Source organism: Variovorax durovernensis, assembly GCF_977011995.1.
This window is the reverse complement of the sequence record NZ_CDRNCW010000001.1, coordinates 5,967,681-5,982,840: the sequence shown is the minus strand read 5'-3', so window position 1 is coordinate 5,982,840 and position 15,160 is coordinate 5,967,681. Positions and strand designations below refer to the sequence as shown.

General features: G+C 68.6%; 15 protein-coding genes and 2 riboswitches. Of the genes, 5 read left to right on the top strand and 10 right to left on the bottom strand.

What is annotated here, in order from left to right; genetic code table 11:
* Positions 1 to 2 precede the first annotated feature (2 nt).
* The 9 genes from ACWV14_RS28315 to ACWV14_RS28275 form a co-directional block, all read right to left on the bottom strand.
* Positions 3 to 635, bottom strand: a complete 633-nt coding sequence (locus tag ACWV14_RS28315; protein ID WP_454904924.1) for a LysE family translocator — start codon at positions 633 to 635, stop codon at positions 3 to 5.
* Between the two features lie 5 nt (positions 636 to 640).
* Entirely contained in the window at positions 641 to 1,333 is a 693-nt protein-coding gene (locus tag ACWV14_RS28310; protein ID WP_454904922.1) for a VOC family protein, read from the bottom strand.
* 14 nt (positions 1,334 to 1,347) lie between these two features.
* Entirely contained in the window at positions 1,348 to 2,271 is a 924-nt protein-coding gene (locus ACWV14_RS28305) for a PhzF family phenazine biosynthesis protein (RefSeq protein WP_454904920.1), read from the bottom strand.
* Positions 2,272 to 2,410: 139 nt separating this feature from the next.
* Positions 2,411 to 3,052 carry a glutathione S-transferase family protein gene (locus ACWV14_RS28300; RefSeq protein ID WP_454904919.1) on the bottom strand — a complete coding sequence of 214 codons (642 nt, stop codon included), beginning with the start codon at positions 3,050 to 3,052 and terminating at the stop codon, positions 2,411 to 2,413.
* Positions 3,053 to 3,087: 35 nt separating this feature from the next.
* Positions 3,088 to 3,924: a PhzF family phenazine biosynthesis protein gene (locus tag ACWV14_RS28295; protein WP_454904917.1), complete on the bottom strand. Its 837-nt coding sequence runs from the start codon at positions 3,922 to 3,924 to the stop codon at positions 3,088 to 3,090.
* A gap of 12 nt (positions 3,925 to 3,936) precedes the next feature.
* Positions 3,937 to 4,575 carry a LysE family translocator gene (locus tag ACWV14_RS28290; RefSeq protein ID WP_454904915.1) on the bottom strand — a complete coding sequence of 213 codons (639 nt, stop codon included), beginning with the start codon at positions 4,573 to 4,575 and terminating at the stop codon, positions 3,937 to 3,939.
* A gap of 22 nt (positions 4,576 to 4,597) precedes the next feature.
* On the bottom strand, positions 4,598 to 5,800 hold the full coding sequence (locus ACWV14_RS28285; protein WP_422088401.1) for an aminotransferase-like domain-containing protein: 1,203 nt from the start codon (positions 5,798 to 5,800) through the stop codon (positions 4,598 to 4,600).
* A 53-nt stretch (positions 5,801 to 5,853) separates the two neighbouring features.
* On the bottom strand, positions 5,854 to 6,825 hold the full coding sequence (locus ACWV14_RS28280; RefSeq protein WP_454904913.1) for a DMT family transporter: 972 nt from the start codon (positions 6,823 to 6,825) through the stop codon (positions 5,854 to 5,856).
* A gap of 154 nt (positions 6,826 to 6,979) precedes the next feature.
* Positions 6,980 to 7,579, bottom strand: coding sequence for a LysE family translocator (locus ACWV14_RS28275; protein ID WP_422088399.1), 600 nt, complete (start codon positions 7,577 to 7,579; stop codon positions 6,980 to 6,982).
* 122 nt (positions 7,580 to 7,701) lie between these two features.
* Here ACWV14_RS28275 and ACWV14_RS28270 point away from each other — a divergent pair, with 122 nt between their 5' ends.
* From ACWV14_RS28270 to ACWV14_RS28260, 3 genes are all read left to right on the top strand, one after another.
* The gene (locus ACWV14_RS28270) at positions 7,702 to 9,147 is read left to right on the top strand and encodes an aminotransferase-like domain-containing protein (protein WP_454904911.1); all 1,446 of its coding nucleotides are present in this window, start codon (positions 7,702 to 7,704) and stop codon (positions 9,145 to 9,147) included.
* A gap of 204 nt (positions 9,148 to 9,351) precedes the next feature.
* Complete coding sequence (locus tag ACWV14_RS28265; protein ID WP_422088397.1) at positions 9,352 to 10,116, top strand: PhaM family polyhydroxyalkanoate granule multifunctional regulatory protein; 765 nt, start codon at positions 9,352 to 9,354, stop codon at positions 10,114 to 10,116.
* A 44-nt stretch (positions 10,117 to 10,160) separates the two neighbouring features.
* Entirely contained in the window at positions 10,161 to 11,441 is a 1,281-nt protein-coding gene (locus ACWV14_RS28260; protein WP_422088396.1) for an FIST signal transduction protein, read from the top strand.
* An 18-nt stretch (positions 11,442 to 11,459) separates the two neighbouring features.
* Here ACWV14_RS28260 and ACWV14_RS28255 read toward each other — a convergent pair whose 3' ends face one another.
* The gene (locus ACWV14_RS28255; protein WP_454904908.1) at positions 11,460 to 12,761 is read right to left on the bottom strand and encodes a D-amino acid dehydrogenase; all 1,302 of its coding nucleotides are present in this window, start codon (positions 12,759 to 12,761) and stop codon (positions 11,460 to 11,462) included.
* Between the two features lie 93 nt (positions 12,762 to 12,854).
* Positions 12,855 to 12,971: riboswitch (glycine riboswitch) on the bottom strand.
* An 11-nt stretch (positions 12,972 to 12,982) separates the two neighbouring features.
* Positions 12,983 to 13,074: riboswitch (glycine riboswitch) on the bottom strand.
* A gap of 114 nt (positions 13,075 to 13,188) precedes the next feature.
* On the opposite strand from ACWV14_RS28255, the gene rfbB reads away from it, so the two are divergent.
* Positions 13,189 to 14,259 (top strand): dTDP-glucose 4,6-dehydratase, encoded by a 1,071-nt coding sequence (rfbB, locus tag ACWV14_RS28250; RefSeq protein WP_454904907.1) that lies wholly within the window; start codon positions 13,189 to 13,191, stop codon positions 14,257 to 14,259.
* Complete coding sequence (gene rfbD, locus ACWV14_RS28245) at positions 14,256 to 15,146, top strand: dTDP-4-dehydrorhamnose reductase (RefSeq protein WP_454904905.1); 891 nt, start codon at positions 14,256 to 14,258, stop codon at positions 15,144 to 15,146. Before rfbB ends, rfbD begins: the two co-directional genes overlap by 4 nt.
* The last annotated feature ends 14 nt before the right edge of the window (positions 15,147 to 15,160 follow it).

The following is a 15,160-nucleotide window of genomic DNA, read 5'->3' as shown; positions in this document are numbered from 1 at the left end:
GGCTATTTGCGTTCGGTCAGCGCCACGCGCACGGCCAGCGCGGCCAGCACGCTGCCCATCACATAGCGCTGCGCTCGCAGCCAGCCCGCGCTTTGCGACAGCACCGCGGTGATGCTGGCGGCGCCGACGATCATCACGGTGTTGACCGTGGCGCTGGTCGCGATCTGGGCTGCGCCCAACTGCATGCTCTGCAGCAGCACCGAGCCGCGCTCGGGATGAATGAACTGCGGAAAGAACGAGAGATAGAACATCGCCACCTTCGGGTTCAGCAGGTTCGTGAGAAAACCCATGCGAAACAGCTTGGCCGGTGGATCGGCCGGCAGCACACGGGCCTCGAAGGGCGCGTTGCCGCCGGGCTTGACGGCCTGCCAGGCCAGCCACATCAGGTAGGCCGCGCCGGCGATGCGGATCGCGTCGAATGCGAGCGGCACGGCCAGCAGCAGCGCGGTGAGGCCCAGCGCCGCCGCAAACAGGTGCACAAGAAAGGCGGCCAGCACACCGCCCAGCGAGATGAGTCCGGCGCGGCGCCCCTGGATCAGCGTGCGCGAGACGCAATAGATCATGTTCGGCCCCGGCGTGAGCGCCAGCAGCAGGGAGGCGAGGGCGAACCACGCGATTTCCGTGAGGGTCAGCATGATCGTCAGAGTCCTTTGGATTCGAGCGTGACGGGGCCGCGCGGCGTGTCGAGCAGCGCGACGAGATTGGGCGGGCCGGCATCGACGCGCATGTCCTGCATGCCGATGGCCGACAGGGCCGCCGCTAGGGCGGGTGCGCGCGGGTGGGTGGCGCGCAACGCGCGCATCGCAAGGCCGGACGCCGGCATCGCATCGGTCGGATGCACCGGCCCCCACTGGATCAGCGTGGGCAGCGCGCCGTAGAACAGCCGCTGGCCGTCGTCGCGTACGGTGATCTGCCATTCGAGCCGGCCGGCCGGCGTGTCGCGCAATGCCTCGAGCAACTGGCCGCGGTCGATGTGCGCATGTTCTTCGTGCGCCAGGGCGTGCATGGCCTCCTGTGCGTCGGGCACGCGCGCCACGAAATGGATCAGCCGCGGTCCCTGCCTGGCCAGGCCGGCCCGCAGTTCGTTGTCGTCCAGGTCGAACCAGCGGCGCGTGCCGGGCCGCGAGGGCTGCCGCCCCGGCTCGATCGCGATGATCTCCAGGTAGGCCGCCGGGAAGGCATCGCTCGCGATATTCAGCAGCCGGTTGTGCGTGCCCATCAGCGGATGGGTGCCACCCGGCCCTGGCACGACGCCGAGCGTGGCTTCGCACCACGCCACGCCCTCGTCGAGCGAAGCCGCGGCGATCACGAGGTGGTCGAGTTGCGCACGCATGGCTGGCGTCATGCCTACAGGGTGACCTGGCCGTCGATGCAGGTCACGGCGTCGCCGCCGACCCAGATCCGGCCTTCGGCGTCGCGCTCGATGTACACGCGTCCGGCGCGGCCGAGGCACTGGCCTTGCGCGGCGAGATAGCGCTCGGGCATGTGGCCGTCGGCAATCAGCCACTCGGCCAGGCTCGCGTTGAGGCTGCCGGTGACCGGGTCTTCCTGCACGCCGACGGGCTCGGCGAAGGCGCGCACTTCGAGGTTGATCTTTGCGCCGTCGTCGTACTCGGCGGCCGGGCGGTTGCCGAAGGCGCGGGCCTCGCGGTTCGAGCGGCCGATCAGCGGCGAGGTGTCGATGGCCGCGGGAACGCCCGCCACGCCGGCCTTCACGCCAAGCTCCCTGAGCGTGCGGTGGTCGGGCGTGAGCGCCAGCACGGCATCGGCGTCATTGACCAGCAGGCCGAACCAGACCGGGCCGTTGTCGAGCACCTGCGCCGCGATGATCTGCTGCGCCTTCAGGCCCAGCGCGCCGGCCACCTTGGCCAGCAGCGCGGGGCTGGGCGCGCTGCGCTTGAGCGGCGGCGCGGCAAAGGCCAGGCGTTCGCCCTCGCGGCGCAGCGGCACCAGGCCCGCGCCGCATTGCTGCACCACCATGCCGGGTGCCTTGGGCTTGCCGCCGGCCTGCAGCCATGCGTGGCAGCTGCCGATGGTCGGATGGCCGGCAAAAGGCAGCTCGCCCCCGGGCGTGAAGATGCGCACGCGGTAGTCGGCCGTCGGCTCGGTGGGCGGCAGCAGGAAGGTGGTCTCGGACAGGTTGGTCCACTGCGCGAAGCGCTGCATCGTGGCGTCGTCGAGGCCGTTGCCGTCGATCACCACGGCCAGCGGGTTGCCGCGGTAGGCCGTGGCCGTGAAGACGTCGACTTGCTTGAAGGGGCGGGATTTCATGGGGAATTCAAAAAATCGGTTCAGTGATCAATGCGCTATGTCAGTCGGGGAACACCGTGGAGCCGGCTTTGCCGGGCCACCGGTGTTGCCCACTGGAAGGGGGTTGGCGAAGCGACACGAAGTGCGCGAAGACTGGGGGTCATTCCAGGCTTAGGTCGAGCACGCCGCGCGCGCCCGGGCGGGAAAGGAGCGCCGCATACCAGCGTTCGAGGTTCGGCCAGCTCGGCCGGCGGTATTCGGCGGCGGGCAAGCCGAACCAGCGGTGCGCTTCGCAGCCGACGGGAATGTCGGCCATCGTGAAGCTGTCGCCGCCGATGTAGGCGCGCCTGGCCAGGTGCGCGTCGAGCATCGCGAACAGCGCCTCGCTCTCGCGCACCGAGGCTTCGATGAGTGCGCTCTGGCGCTCCGACGGCGGCGTGCGCACCCACTGGATGAAGGCGTCGCGGCTCGCGCGGTTGAGCGTGGTCTGCTGCCAGTCCATCCAGCGCTCGGCGTCGAAGCGCGCGGGCAGTTCGCTCGGGTAGAAGTTGCCGTGCGAATGCCTGGCGCAGAGGTAGCGCACGATCACGTTCGATTCCCACAGCGTCACGCGCTCGGCGCCTTCGCCGTCGTCGATGGCGGGCACCATGGCATTCGGGTTGAGCGCCAGGTATTCGGGCGTCTGCACCACGCCGAACTTGCCGCCGGCCTCGGTGCGCTGGAAGTCGAGCCCGAGTTCCTGCGCGCACCACACCACCTTGCGGACGTTGATCGAGCTGATGCGGCCCCAGATATTGAGCATGGTTGGGTTCTTTCTTTTCCTGGTTCTTCGGCGACTCAGGCCCGCATGATGCGCGCGGTGCCCGACACGCGGATCGAGCTGCCCGGCACGGGCGGGATGTCGGCATGCAGGCGCGACAGCATGCCCATGTCTTCGCCCTGCACCACGTCGATGGCGCCGCCGTGCGGCCAGCCGATGTCGCGCAGGTAGCCGGCCAGCGCGGCCGTGGCGGCGCCGGTGGCGGGGTCTTCGTACACGCCGCCGGACGCGAAAGGGTTGCGCGTGTGCAGCAGCTGCGCGGTCTCGGCAAAGACCAGCACGATTGTCGTGAGCCCCGCGCGGGCCATCAGCGCTCGGCCGGCCTCCAGCTCGTAGTGCATCGACGACAGGGCCGCGCGGCTTGCCAGGGCCAGCACCAGATGGTCGGCGCCTGCATGGGCAATGGCCGGCGGAATGCGCGGATCCAGGTCTTGCGGTGCATAGCCGAACAGGGCCAGGGCCTCCGACAGCAGCTCGGGCGACGCCGCGGCGCTGCGCGTGGGCGGTGACTGCAGCGCGGCCTCGACCAGGCTGCCGCTGCGCCGGCCTTCCACGGTGATCCGCGCATTGTTGAGCGTGAGCGGAAACACGCCGTCGCCTTGCTGCATTGCCAGCGCGGCACCCAGCGCGATCGTCGCGTGGCCGCAGAAGGGCACTTCGGACTGCGGCGCGAAGTAGCGCACGCGCCAGCCGCCGTCATCGGCGCGGGCGGCAAACGCGGTTTCCGAGAAGCCGACTTCCGCGGCAATGCGCTGCATCTGCGCCGCGGGCGGCAGCGCATCGGCGATGACGACGCCGGCAGGGTTGCCGCCCGTCTCGCCATCCGAGAAGGCTGCGATCTTCAGAACGTTCATGGGAAACCCTCTTCAGCGAGGTGAAGGACGATCGAGGAAGAGCAGGCGCACGGCCAGCCCCAGCATCACGACGGCCAGCAGGCCGCTCTGGAAGCGCGCCGCTCCGGGGCGGCTGTGCAGCCAGCGGCCGATCTGGCCGCTGCATGCGCCCAGCAGCGTGTTGAAGGCCAGCGCGGCCATCGACAGCACCACGCCCAGCTGCACCAGCTGCAGCGGCACGCTGCCGCGCGAGGGGTCGACGAACTGCGGCAGGAACACCATGAAGAACAGCAGCGCCTTCGGATTGACGAGGTTGTTCAGCAGCGCCATGCGCACGATGCGGCCGAAGCCTGCCGGCTGCGCCTTCGCGCCGATGCGAAGGCCGCCACCACTGCGCAGCGCCTGCACCGCGAGCCACACCAGGTACAGCGCGCCCGCATAGCGCAGCACGTCGAACGAAGGCGGCCACGCCGCCACCAGCGCGGTGACGCCGGTGGCGGCGAACAGCGTGTGCACCAGGTCGGCCGCCGAGATGCCGATGGCCGCCGCGAAACCGCCGCGCGGACCATGGGCCACGCCGTGCGAGAGCACGAAAGCCATGTTCGGGCCGGGCGACAGGAACAGCGCCAGAACCGCGAGCAGGAAGAGCGAGAGCGTCGCGAGGCCGATCAAGGGAGGCTCCTGGGTTGTGCTTTCAGATCTGGGCGGCTGCGAGTTGCTTGTCGCCGAGCAGCACCAGTTCCTCGCGCAGCGTCTGCGCCAGCGCGGCGATGGCGGTGTCGATCTCTTGCTCGCTCGCGGTCACGAACGACAGGCGCAGCGTGCGCGGATCGCCTTCGCCCGCGTAGAACGGCGCGCCCGGCACGAAGGCCACGTTGCGCTCCACCGCCTTGGGCAGCAGCGTCACGGTGTCGACGCCCTCCGGCAGGCGCGCCCACAGGAACATGCCGCCCTTGGGTGCGTTGAACTTCACGTCCAGGCCGGCCATCTCGCGCTTGAGCGCGGCGATCATCGCGTCGCGCTGGCGCTTGTAGAGGGCGCGGATGGTGGGCACGTGGCGGTCCAGGAAGCCGTCCTTCATGACGGCCGACACCATGCGCTGCGTGAAGATCGGCGTGTGCAGGTCGACGGCCTGCTTGGCCTGCAGCAGCTTCGGGTAGATCGACTTGGGCGCCACCAGGAAGCCCAGGCGCAGGCCGGGTGCCAGCACCTTCGAGAACGAGCCGAGGTAGATCACGCCCTCGGGGTTGCGCGCGGCCAGCGGCAGCGGCGGGGCTTCGTCGAACCAGAGTTCGCCGTAGGGGTTGTCCTCCACGATGGGCAAGCCGGCCTCGGCGGCGGCGGCCGAGACGGCGGCGCGGCGCTCTTCGGTCATGGTGCGCCCGGTGGGGTTCTGGAAGTTGGGCAGCAGGTAGACGAATCGCGCGTCCTTGGCCTTGGCCACGAGGTCATCGACGATCACGCCCTCGTCGTCGCTCGCCACGCCCACGGGGTTCGGCTCCATCGGGCCGAAGGCCTGCAGCGCGCCGAGGTAGGTGGGCGTCTCGACCAGCACCTTGCTGCCCGGATCGATCAGCACCTTGGCCACGAGGTCCAGGCCCTGCTGCGAGCCGGTGGTGATGAGCACCTGCGAAGCGTCGACGTCCCACGGCAGCATGTCGGCCACGGCCTGGCGCAGCGGTGCATAGCCTTCGCTGGCGGCGTACTGCAGGGCGGCCTGGCCGTCGTTGTGCAGCACTTCGGCGCAGGCGTCGGCGAACGCCTGGATCGGGAAGGTCTTGGGGGAAGGCAGGCCGCCGGCCAGGCTGATGATGCCGGGGCGTTCGGTGACCTTCAGGATTTCACGCAGCACCGAGGGGTTCATCTTTGCGGCGCGGGCGGCGAGTTTCCAGTTCATGGCTTTCTTCTTTCAGGCGGTGAGGTGAGATTCGAAGGAGAGGGTACGGCGGATCAGCGTCCGTGCGGGCTGGCCTTGCGGGCGGCGGCAGGCGTCATTTTCGGCGTTGCGGGCTGCGTTGGCTTGGCCGGCTGCGACAGCCGCTTGCCCACGACCACGGTGGCCACCACCGCGATCGCGAAGCCCAGCGTCACCACGTCGAGCGGCTCGCCCAGCAGCGGGATCGACGCGAGGATCGACAGGAATGGTTGCAGCAGTTGCGTCTGGCTCACACGCAGCGCCCCGCCCAGCGCCAGGCCGCGATACCAGGCGAAGAAGCCGATCCACATCGAGAACATGCCGACGTAGACGAAGCCGAGCCACGCCGAGGTGGCAATGGGCTGTTGCGGCCACAGCGCCAGCGTGGCCGGCAGCGTGACGGGCAGCGCCATCACGCAGACCCAGCAGATCACGCGCTCGGCGCCCAGCGACGGCGTGACCTGCGCGCCGTAGATGTAGCCGAACGATGCCGCGATGACCGCGCCGACCAGCAGCAGGTCGGCCCATTCGAAGCCGAAGCCGTGCCCCGTCTGGCTGGCGCGCAGCGCCGAGAACGCGACCACCAGCAGGCTACCCGCGATGGCGCAAAGCCAGAAGCCCAGCCGTGCGCGCTGGTGCAGCACCCAGGCCGCGACGGCTGCCGTGACCAGCGGCAGCAGCGCCGTCACCACCGCCGCATGGCTGGCCGTGACCACGCGCAGCGCATAGCCCAGCAGCAGCGGATAGCCGATGACGTTGCCCAGCACCGCGATGCCCAGCGGCCGCCACTGGTGCGGGGCCGGGCGTGGCGAGCGCGTCACCAGCAGAAAGACGGCCGACAGCATCCCCGCCAGCGCCGCGCGCCCGAGCGTGACGAACCAGGGCGACAACTGCGGCGCGGCCTGCGTGCCGGTGGCCAGCCGCGTCATCGGCAGCGTGACCGCGAACAGCGCCACGCCGATCACGCCGAGCCACATGCCGAGCGTTTCGTCCTTGATGCTCCTCATACGCGCGAACCCGGCGAAAAAAGTGCCTTTGAAGATGAACGGGGTTCCATCGGGGAATACCGTGGAACCGGCTTTGCCGGGCCGCAGGTATTGCCCCCTGCAAGGGGGGTGGCGCAGCGACACGAAGTGCGCGAAGCCTGGGGGTGAGCCAATCTCATACGCTCACCATCCACCAGGCGGTGAGCACCAGCACCAGGCCCATCGCGCGGTTGAACCACAGCAGCCGCGCGCCCTTGGACAGCCATTCGCGCAGCAGGGCACCGACCAGCGCATAGGCGAAGTTGCTGGCGAAGGCGAAGACCAGCATCACCGGCGCCACGATGGCGAAGCGGCGCAGCGCGTCTGGCTGCCCGGCGATCCAGCCGGCCACCAGCGTGAGCGCCAGCAGCCAGGCCTTGATGTTGACGAACTGCAGCATCACGCCCTGGCCGAAGCCGACCGACAGCTTGGCGCTGTCGGCCTTGCCGAGCGTGGCGCTGCCGCTGAGCTTCCAGGCCAGCCACAGCAGGTAGCCGATGCCCAAAGCCTTGATGGCCACCCGCAGCGGCGGCACCGCCACCACCAGCGCGCCGATGCCGGCGGCGCACAAAACCAGCAGCAGAGTCCAGCCGACCGGCACCGCGACCACGAAGCGCATCGCGCGCGGCAGGCCGCCGTTGGCCGCCAGGGCGGTCGAGAGCGTGGTGTTGGGACCGGGCGAAAAACTCATCGCCGTGGCCAGCACCAGCAGCGCGGTGAATTCTTGCCAGTTCATGACACACACTCTAAACTTGAGACCATTACAGTTCCAGTACAGATGGTCGAACAATCACTGAAACTGTATTGGTCATTCCTTCGGCACAGAGCCCACAAGGCTCTTCTGGGACACGGGAACGCATGCTGACAAGAACCTCCACCCAGTCGCTCACGGGGCAGCTGGCCGACCGGCTGGCCGAACGCATCCGCACCCGGCTGCTGCCGCCCGGCGCGCGCCTGCCCTCGGTGCGCGAATGCGCGCGGCAGCAGGGGGTGAGCCCCTATACAGTCGTCGCCGCCTACGACCAGCTGCTGGCGCAGGGGCTGGTCGAGGCCCGCCGGCAGCGCGGCTTCTACGTGCGCGACGCCGCCGCGTTGCAGGACGGCCGCCCGGGCAATGGCGCTGACGCACCCGGCGCGATCGGCGTGCCGGCGGCAATCGCCGTGCAGATGATGGCCTCGCGTGTGCCCGCCGACGCCAGCTCGCTGATCCGCAGCATGTTCCACCGCCCCAGCGACAAGCCGCAGCCGGGCATGGGCGTGTTCCCGCCCGACTGGATGGCGTCGACCTTCATGCCCACGGCCGTTCGGCGCATGACCAATACAGCCGCGCTGCAGGAGCTGTCGCTCCAGTACGGCGAGCCGGCCGGCGACATGAGCCTGCGGCGCAGCCTGTCGCAGAAGCTGGTGGGCATCAACGTGCCGGCCACGCCCGACCAGATCGTGACCACCATCGGCGCCACCCATGCGCTGGACATCGTGAGCCGAACGCTGCTGCGCGCGGGCGACCCGGTGATGGTCGAGGAGCCGGGATGGGCGCTCGAATTCGCGCGGCTCGAGGCGCTGGGCATGCGCATCCTGCCGGTGCCGCGCCGCGCCGACGGGCCCGACCTGGAAGTGATGGCGCAGTACTGCAAGCTGCACAGCCCCAAGCTGTTCGTGAGCGTGAGCGTGCTGCACAACCCGACCGGCTACAGCCTCACGCCAGGCAGCGCGCACCGCGTGCTCAAGCTGGCCAACGAGCACGACTTCCACATCGTCGAGGACGACACCTATAGCCACCTCGCGCCCGAGCACGCCACCCGGCTCAGCGCGCTCGACGGGCTGCAGCGCACCATCTACGTGAGCGGCTTTGCCAAGATCCTGGCGCCCAACTGGCGCATCGGTTTCTTTGCCGCGCCGCCCGCGCTGAAAGAGCGGCTGCTCGAGACCAAGCTGCTGGCCACGCTGACCTCGCCCACGCTGTTCGAGCGAGCGCTGTCGTGGTGCATCGACCAGGGGCAGCTGCGCCGGCATTCGGAGCGCGTGCGCATCCGCCTCGACGGGGCGAGGGGGCGGGCGGTGAAGCTGGCGATGTCGCACGGCTGCACCTTCGCGTCGGAGCCGGCGGGGCTGTTCGGCTGGGTCGACACGGGCGTGGACACCGACGCGCTCACGCAGCGCATGCTCGACCAGGGCTACCTGCTGGCGCCGGGCTCGCTGTTCCATGCGCGCCGGCCGCCGAGCGCCATGATGCGCATCAACTTCGCGACCTCGCAGGACGCGACGTTCTGGAAGGTTTTCAGCAAGGTTCGCGACGAGCTCTGATCTGGCTCGCCCCCAGGCTTCGCGCACTTTGTGTCGCTTCTCCTTCCCCCTACCGGGGGCAACACCGACGGCCCGGCGAAGCCGGTTCCGTGGTGTTTCGCGAAGGGGCAATTCCCCGTTGGGAAAGGCGGCGCATGAAGGTTAAATGCCGGAGGCTTGGAGTAAGCTGGGAACACAAGAAAACCCTCCCAGGAGACCCTCCGCATGAGCAACGCCAGCAAGCCCTTCGACTTCAGCCAGTTCGTTCCCGGATTCGACTTCCTGAAGAACCTCGCCGGCGGCGCCGCAGCGGGCACCGGCGCCGGTTCGGTGCCGGGGATTCCGAGCCTTGCGAGCTGGGTCGCGCCCACCCTGAGCGTGGAGGAAGTCGACAAACGCATCCAGGAACTCAAGACGGTCCAGTACTGGCTCGAGCAGAACGGCCATGCGCTCAAGGCCACCATCCAGGCGCTCGAGGTGCAGAAGATGACGCTGTCGACGCTGCGCGGCATGAACGTGCGCATGGAAGACATCGCCAGCGCGTTCACCAAGCAGGCCGCGGCCGTGATGCCGGCGCCCGCACCAGCAGCCCCTGCCGCCGCGCCCGAGCCGGAGCCCGAAGAGATCGAGGAAGAAGACGAGCTGCCCGAGGAAGAGGAAGCGCCGACGCCGAAGAAGTCGCGCACCCGGCCGGCCGCCGCTAAATCGAAGGCCGCCGACGGCGCCGGCGTGGTCGATCCCATGCAGTGGTGGGGCTCGCTCACCGAGCAGTTCCAGCAGATCGCCAGCTCGGCGCTGCAGGACGCCGCGCAGCTGAAGGTGCCGGCCATGGCCCAGCCGCTGGCCGACGCGGTCGGCAAGGCGATGGGCGGCAAGCCGGCGGCAACCAAGGCCCGCAAGCCCGTTGCCGCGGCAAAGAAGGCGGCGGCTCCGGCCGCCAGGAAAAAGACGTCGACCGCCGCGCGCAAGCGAACCTCCAGCCGGCGCTGACGTCATACCCACATATTTTTGGAAAGAACGGGTTGGCACGCATCATGAAACTGTTTCCCTCCGGTCATGCCACCCATCCGCAATGGCGCATGGCGGCCGGCCTCGTGCTGGCCCAGTTGCGCGCACAGATGGCATTGCCCGACTACGCGTCGTCGCCGACGCTCGGGCTGCTCTACATCACCGACCACTACGCCGCCGAGGCGCAGGACATCCTCGACCACCTGAGCGCCGAACTGCCCGAAGTGACCGACTGGTCGGGCACCGTCGGCATCGGCGTGGCAGCCAACAACGCCGAATACTTCGACGAGCCCGGCATGACGCTGATGCTCTGCGCGCTGCCGAGCGACCAGTACCGCGTGTTCTCGGGCGTCGCGCCGCTGGGCAACTCCGAAATGAGCGGCTTCGAGGCCCACACCGCGCTGGTGCACGCCGACCCGGCCACGCCGGACCTGACCGAGTTGATCGCCGAGATGGCGGGCCGCACCGACACCGGCTACCTGTTCGGAGGGCTCTCGTCTGGCCGTGGCGGCGCGCTGCAATTCGCGATCGGCGGCAACGGCAACATCCGCGGCCACGGGGCGGCGGGCGGGGTGTTTTCAGGCGGCCTGTCGGGCGTGGTGTTCGGTGACGGCGTGCGGCTGGTGTCGCGCGTCACGCAGGGCTGCCAGCCGCTGCGCTCGGGCGCGGTGCGCGAGAGAGAGATCACGGAGGCCGACGGCAACCTGTTGCTCAGGCTCGACGGCGAACCGGCGCTCGACGTGCTGCTGGCCGATCTGCAGGTGTCGCTGGAGCGGCCGCAGGAAGCCATCGACGCCGTGCGCAACACGCTGGTCGGTCTGGCCGATGCGGGCAGCGACGGCATCCGCCGCACCGGCGACCTGGGCGCCGACGTGCTGGTGCGCCACATCATCGGGCTCGACCCGACGCGGCGCGGCATCGCGATTGCCGACACGGCCGAAGCCGGCATGCGCCTGACCTTCTGCCGCCGCAATGCGCAGGCGGCGCGGTTGGACCTGATGCGTATCTGCGCCGAGATCCGTGAAGAGCTGGAGCCGGAAGAGCAGACGCTGGCCACCGCGCGCGCCGTGGCGGCGGGCGAGGCCGAGGCGGCGCCGCATCCGGCAAGGCGCATCGCGGGAGCGGTATACGTGAGCTGTTCCGGGCGTGGCGGGCCGCATTTCGGCGCGCCGGGCGCAGAGTTGCAGATCGTGCGGCACGCGCTGGGCGACGTGCCGCTGGTCGGGTTCTTTGCCGCCGGAGAAATCGCGCGGCACCACCTGTATGGGTATACCGGGGTGCTGACGGTGTTCACGGCCAACGACTGACCGCCTTTCAGCCGCCGATCACGCCGGTTGCAGCACGCGCGGCTGCGGCGCCGGCATTCCCGTGAACGCGAAATCCACCTCCGGTGCGAGCCCGCTCACGATGCGCGCAATCGACTTGCCCGAGCCGCAGGCGTGCGTCCAGCCGAGCGTGCCGTGGCCGGTGTTCAGGAACAGGTTCGCGAGCTTGGTCCTGCCGATCAGCGGCACGTTGCTCGGCGTGGCGGGGCGCAGGCCGGTCCAGAACTGCGCCTGCGTGGTGTCGCCGGCGCCGGGGAACAGCTCTTCGACGCGGCGCACGATGGCTTCGCAGCGCACGCGGTTCAGGTCGCGGTCGTAGCCGTTGAGCTCGGCCGTGCCGGCGATGCGCAGGCGGTCGCCGGATTCCGAGGTGTAGCGCGAGAACACGAGCTTGAATTCGTCGTCGGTCAGCGAGACCTGGTGGGCTTTGGACGCGTCCTTGACGGGCAGCGTGACCGAATAGCCCTTGGCCGGATAGATCGGCAGGCGGATGCCCAGCGGCGCCGCAAGCAGCGGGCTCAGCGAGCCCATCGCCATCACGAAGGCATCGCCGCGGATGCGCTGGAAGCGGCCTTCGGCATCGGTGACCTCCACGTGATCGATGCTGCCGCCGGCCTCGCGCAGGGCGGTGACGGTGTGGCTCATCAGGAATTTCACGCCGGCTTCTGCCGCGAGCCGGGACAGCTCGCGTGCGAAGCGGTTGGCGTCGCCCGACTCGTCTTCTGCCGTGTAGGTCGCGCCGGCCAGTTTCGGGCGGATGTGGGCGAGGGCGGGCTCGATCTTCACGGCCTCGTCTGCCGAGATGACCTGGCGCTCGCAGCCCAGGGCGCGCATCTGCTCGGCGGGCGCAAGGGCGCCGTCGAACTCCTTCTGCGTCGTATAGAAATGGAGGATGCCCTGGGTGCGCTGGTCGTAGGCAATGCCGGTGTCGCGGCGCAACTGTTGCAACATCGAGCGGCTGTATGTGCCGAGACGCACGATCTGCTCGATGTTGTGGCGGGTGCGCGCCGGCGTGCATTCGCGCAGGAACTGCAGGCCCCACAGCCACTGGCGCATGTCGGCGCGGATGCGGAACAGCAGCGGGGCATCTTCCTTGCCCAGCCACTGCAGCACCTTGAGAGGCGCGCTGGGGTTGGCCCAGGGTTCGGCATGGCTGACGGAAATCTGCCCGCCGTTGGCGAAGCTGGTTTCGGCGGCCGGGGTGGCCTGCCGGTCGATCACGGTCACTTCGTGGCCGAGTTGCTGGAGGTAGTAAGCCGAGGTCACGCCGAGCAAGCCGGCGCCAAGAACGATCACGCGCATTTCAAGTACCTTTGAGGTGCTGCGCTTGAACGGCGGGCGAGGGTGAATACTATTGAATTAATAGCAAGCAACCGGACGACCGCTGTCCAAGTTGCCGCTCCCCCTGTCCTCGGTACCTGAGAGATTCACCCGCTGCGCCCGCAGAGGGTTTGCTCCTTCGGTGCATCGCGACCATGTTGAACGGTGCGATGGCTCTCCAGACGGCGTTTCAGTTGATGCAGTACAGACCCCCTGTTCGGGCCGACCTGAGCGTTTATGGGAGTTTGCGCCTTCGGTAGGGCCATTTGGTGGCCCGCTCTCCTGCAGTGGGTCGATTGTAGGCGGGGCTTGCGCGGGTGCCAACCGCGGAATTAAGGCCAGCGTGCCAATGGGATAATCGCCTGTTGATTTGCCGCAGGGCGATCGTTCCACAACAACAGGGGACCTCATGATCCTGGTTACCGGCGGCGCTGGCTTCATTGGCGCCAATTTCGTACTCGACTGGATCGCGAACAGCGACGAGCCGGTCGTGAATCTCGACAAGCTGACCTACGCCGGCAACCTCGAGACGCTCGCGTCGCTCAAGAACAACCCGAAGCACATCTTCGTGCAGGGCGACATCGGCGACAGCGCCCTGGTCGACCGCCTGCTGGCCGAGCACAAGCCGCGCGCCGTGGTCAACTTTGCCGCCGAATCGCATGTGGACCGCTCGATCCACGGCCCCGAAGACTTCGTGCAGACCAACGTGCTCGGCACCTTCCGCCTGCTCGAATCGGTGCGTGGCTTCTGGGGCGCGCTGCCGGCCGACCAGAAGACAGCCTTCCGCTTCCTGCACGTATCGACTGACGAGGTCTACGGCTCGCTTTCGAAGACCGACCCGGCCTTCACCGAAGAGAACAAATACGAGCCCAACAGCCCGTACTCGGCCAGCAAGGCCGCCAGCGACCATCTCGTGCGCGCCTGGCATCACACCTACGGCCTGCCGGTGCTCACCACCAACTGCTCCAACAACTACGGCCCGTTCCACTTCCCCGAGAAGCTGATCCCGCTGATGATCGTCAACGCGCTGGCCGGCAAGCCGCTGCCTGTGTACGGCGATGGCATGCAGGTGCGCGACTGGCTCTACGTGAAGGACCACTGCAGCGCCATCCGCCGCGTGCTCGAGGCCGGCAAACTGGGCGAGACCTACAACGTGGGCGGCTGGAACGAGAAGCCGAACATCGAGATCGTCAACACCGTGTGCGCGCTGCTCGACGAGCTGCGCCCCAAGGCCGACGGCAAGCCCTACAAGGAACAGATCACCTACGTCACGGACCGCCCGGGCCACGACCGCCGCTACGCCATCGACGCACGCAAGCTCGAAGCAGAGCTCGGCTGGAAGCCCGCCGAGACCTTCGACACCGGCATCCGCAAGACCGTCGAGTGGTACCTCGCGAACAGCGAGTGGGTGCGCAACGTGCAAAGCGGCGCCTACCGTGAGTGGGTGGAAAAGCAGTACGACGCAAAGGCCGCGGCATGAAGCTGCTGCTGCTGGGCAAGGGCGGGCAGGTCGGCTGGGAACTGCAACGCAGCCTCGCGCCGCTGGGCGAACTGGTCGCGCTCGATTTCGACAGCACCGATTTCCACGCCGACTTCAGCCGGCCAGAGCAATTGGCCGAGACAGTGTTGAAGGTGCGCCCCGACGTGATCGTGAATGCCGCAGCACACACCGCCGTCGACAAGGCCGAGAGCGAACCCGAATTCGCACGCAAGCTCAACGCCACGTCGCCCGGCGTGGTGGCCGAAGCCGCCCGGCAGATTGGCGCGCTGATGGTGCATTACTCGACCGACTATGTCTTCGACGGCAGCGGCAGCAAGCCCTGGAAGGAAGACGACGCTACCGGCCCGCTCAGCGTCTACGGGCAGACCAAGCTCGAAGGCGAACAACTGGTGGCGCAGCACTGCCCGAAGCACCTGATCTTCCGCACAAGCTGGGTGTACGCGGCGCGCGGCGGCAACTTCGCCAAGACCATGCTGCGCTTGGCCAAGGAGCGCGAAAAGCTGACCGTCATCGACGACCAGTTCGGTGCGCCCACCGGTGCCGAACTGCTGGCCGACGTGACGGCCCATGCCATCCGCGCCGCGCTGCAGGATCCGGCCAAGGCCGGGCTCTATCACGCGATTGCGGGCGGTGAAACGACATGGCACGGCTATGCGCGCTTCGTGCTCGAAATGGCGCAGCAGGCCGGCGTCGAGCTCAAGGCCGGCCCGCAGGCTGTCGAGGCCGTGCCGACCAGCGCCTTCCCGACCCCGGCGAAGCGCCCGCACAACTCGCGCCTGGACACTACCAAGCTGCAGGCCACCTTCGGCCTGCGCCTGCCGCCTTGGCAGGAAGGCGTTGCGCGCATGCTGCGCGAGACGCTCTGAGAAGCGAATACACA

Coding starts and splice junctions, on each gene's coding strand:
- ACWV14_RS28315 (WP_454904924.1), bottom strand. CDS start 635: ATGCTGACCCTCACGGAAATCGCGTGGTTCGCCCTCGCCTCCCTGCTG.
- ACWV14_RS28310 (WP_454904922.1), bottom strand. CDS start 1,333: ATGCGTGCGCAACTCGACCACCTCGTGATCGCCGCGGCTTCGCTCGAC.
- ACWV14_RS28305 (WP_454904920.1), bottom strand. CDS start 2,271: ATGAAATCCCGCCCCTTCAAGCAAGTCGACGTCTTCACGGCCACGGCC.
- ACWV14_RS28300 (WP_454904919.1), bottom strand. CDS start 3,052: ATGCTCAATATCTGGGGCCGCATCAGCTCGATCAACGTCCGCAAGGTG.
- ACWV14_RS28295 (WP_454904917.1), bottom strand. CDS start 3,924: ATGAACGTTCTGAAGATCGCAGCCTTCTCGGATGGCGAGACGGGCGGC.
- ACWV14_RS28285 (WP_422088401.1), bottom strand. CDS start 5,800: ATGAACTGGAAACTCGCCGCCCGCGCCGCAAAGATGAACCCCTCGGTG.
- ACWV14_RS28280 (WP_454904913.1), bottom strand. CDS start 6,825: ATGAGGAGCATCAAGGACGAAACGCTCGGCATGTGGCTCGGCGTGATC.
- ACWV14_RS28275 (WP_422088399.1), bottom strand. CDS start 7,579: ATGAACTGGCAAGAATTCACCGCGCTGCTGGTGCTGGCCACGGCGATG.
- ACWV14_RS28270 (WP_454904911.1), top strand. CDS start 7,702: ATGCTGACAAGAACCTCCACCCAGTCGCTCACGGGGCAGCTGGCCGAC.
- ACWV14_RS28265 (WP_422088397.1), top strand. CDS start 9,352: ATGAGCAACGCCAGCAAGCCCTTCGACTTCAGCCAGTTCGTTCCCGGA.
- ACWV14_RS28260 (WP_422088396.1), top strand. CDS start 10,161: ATGAAACTGTTTCCCTCCGGTCATGCCACCCATCCGCAATGGCGCATG.
- ACWV14_RS28255 (WP_454904908.1), bottom strand. CDS start 12,761: ATGCGCGTGATCGTTCTTGGCGCCGGCTTGCTCGGCGTGACCTCGGCT.
- rfbB (WP_454904907.1), top strand. CDS start 13,189: ATGATCCTGGTTACCGGCGGCGCTGGCTTCATTGGCGCCAATTTCGTA.
- rfbD (WP_454904905.1), top strand. CDS start 14,256: ATGAAGCTGCTGCTGCTGGGCAAGGGCGGGCAGGTCGGCTGGGAACTG.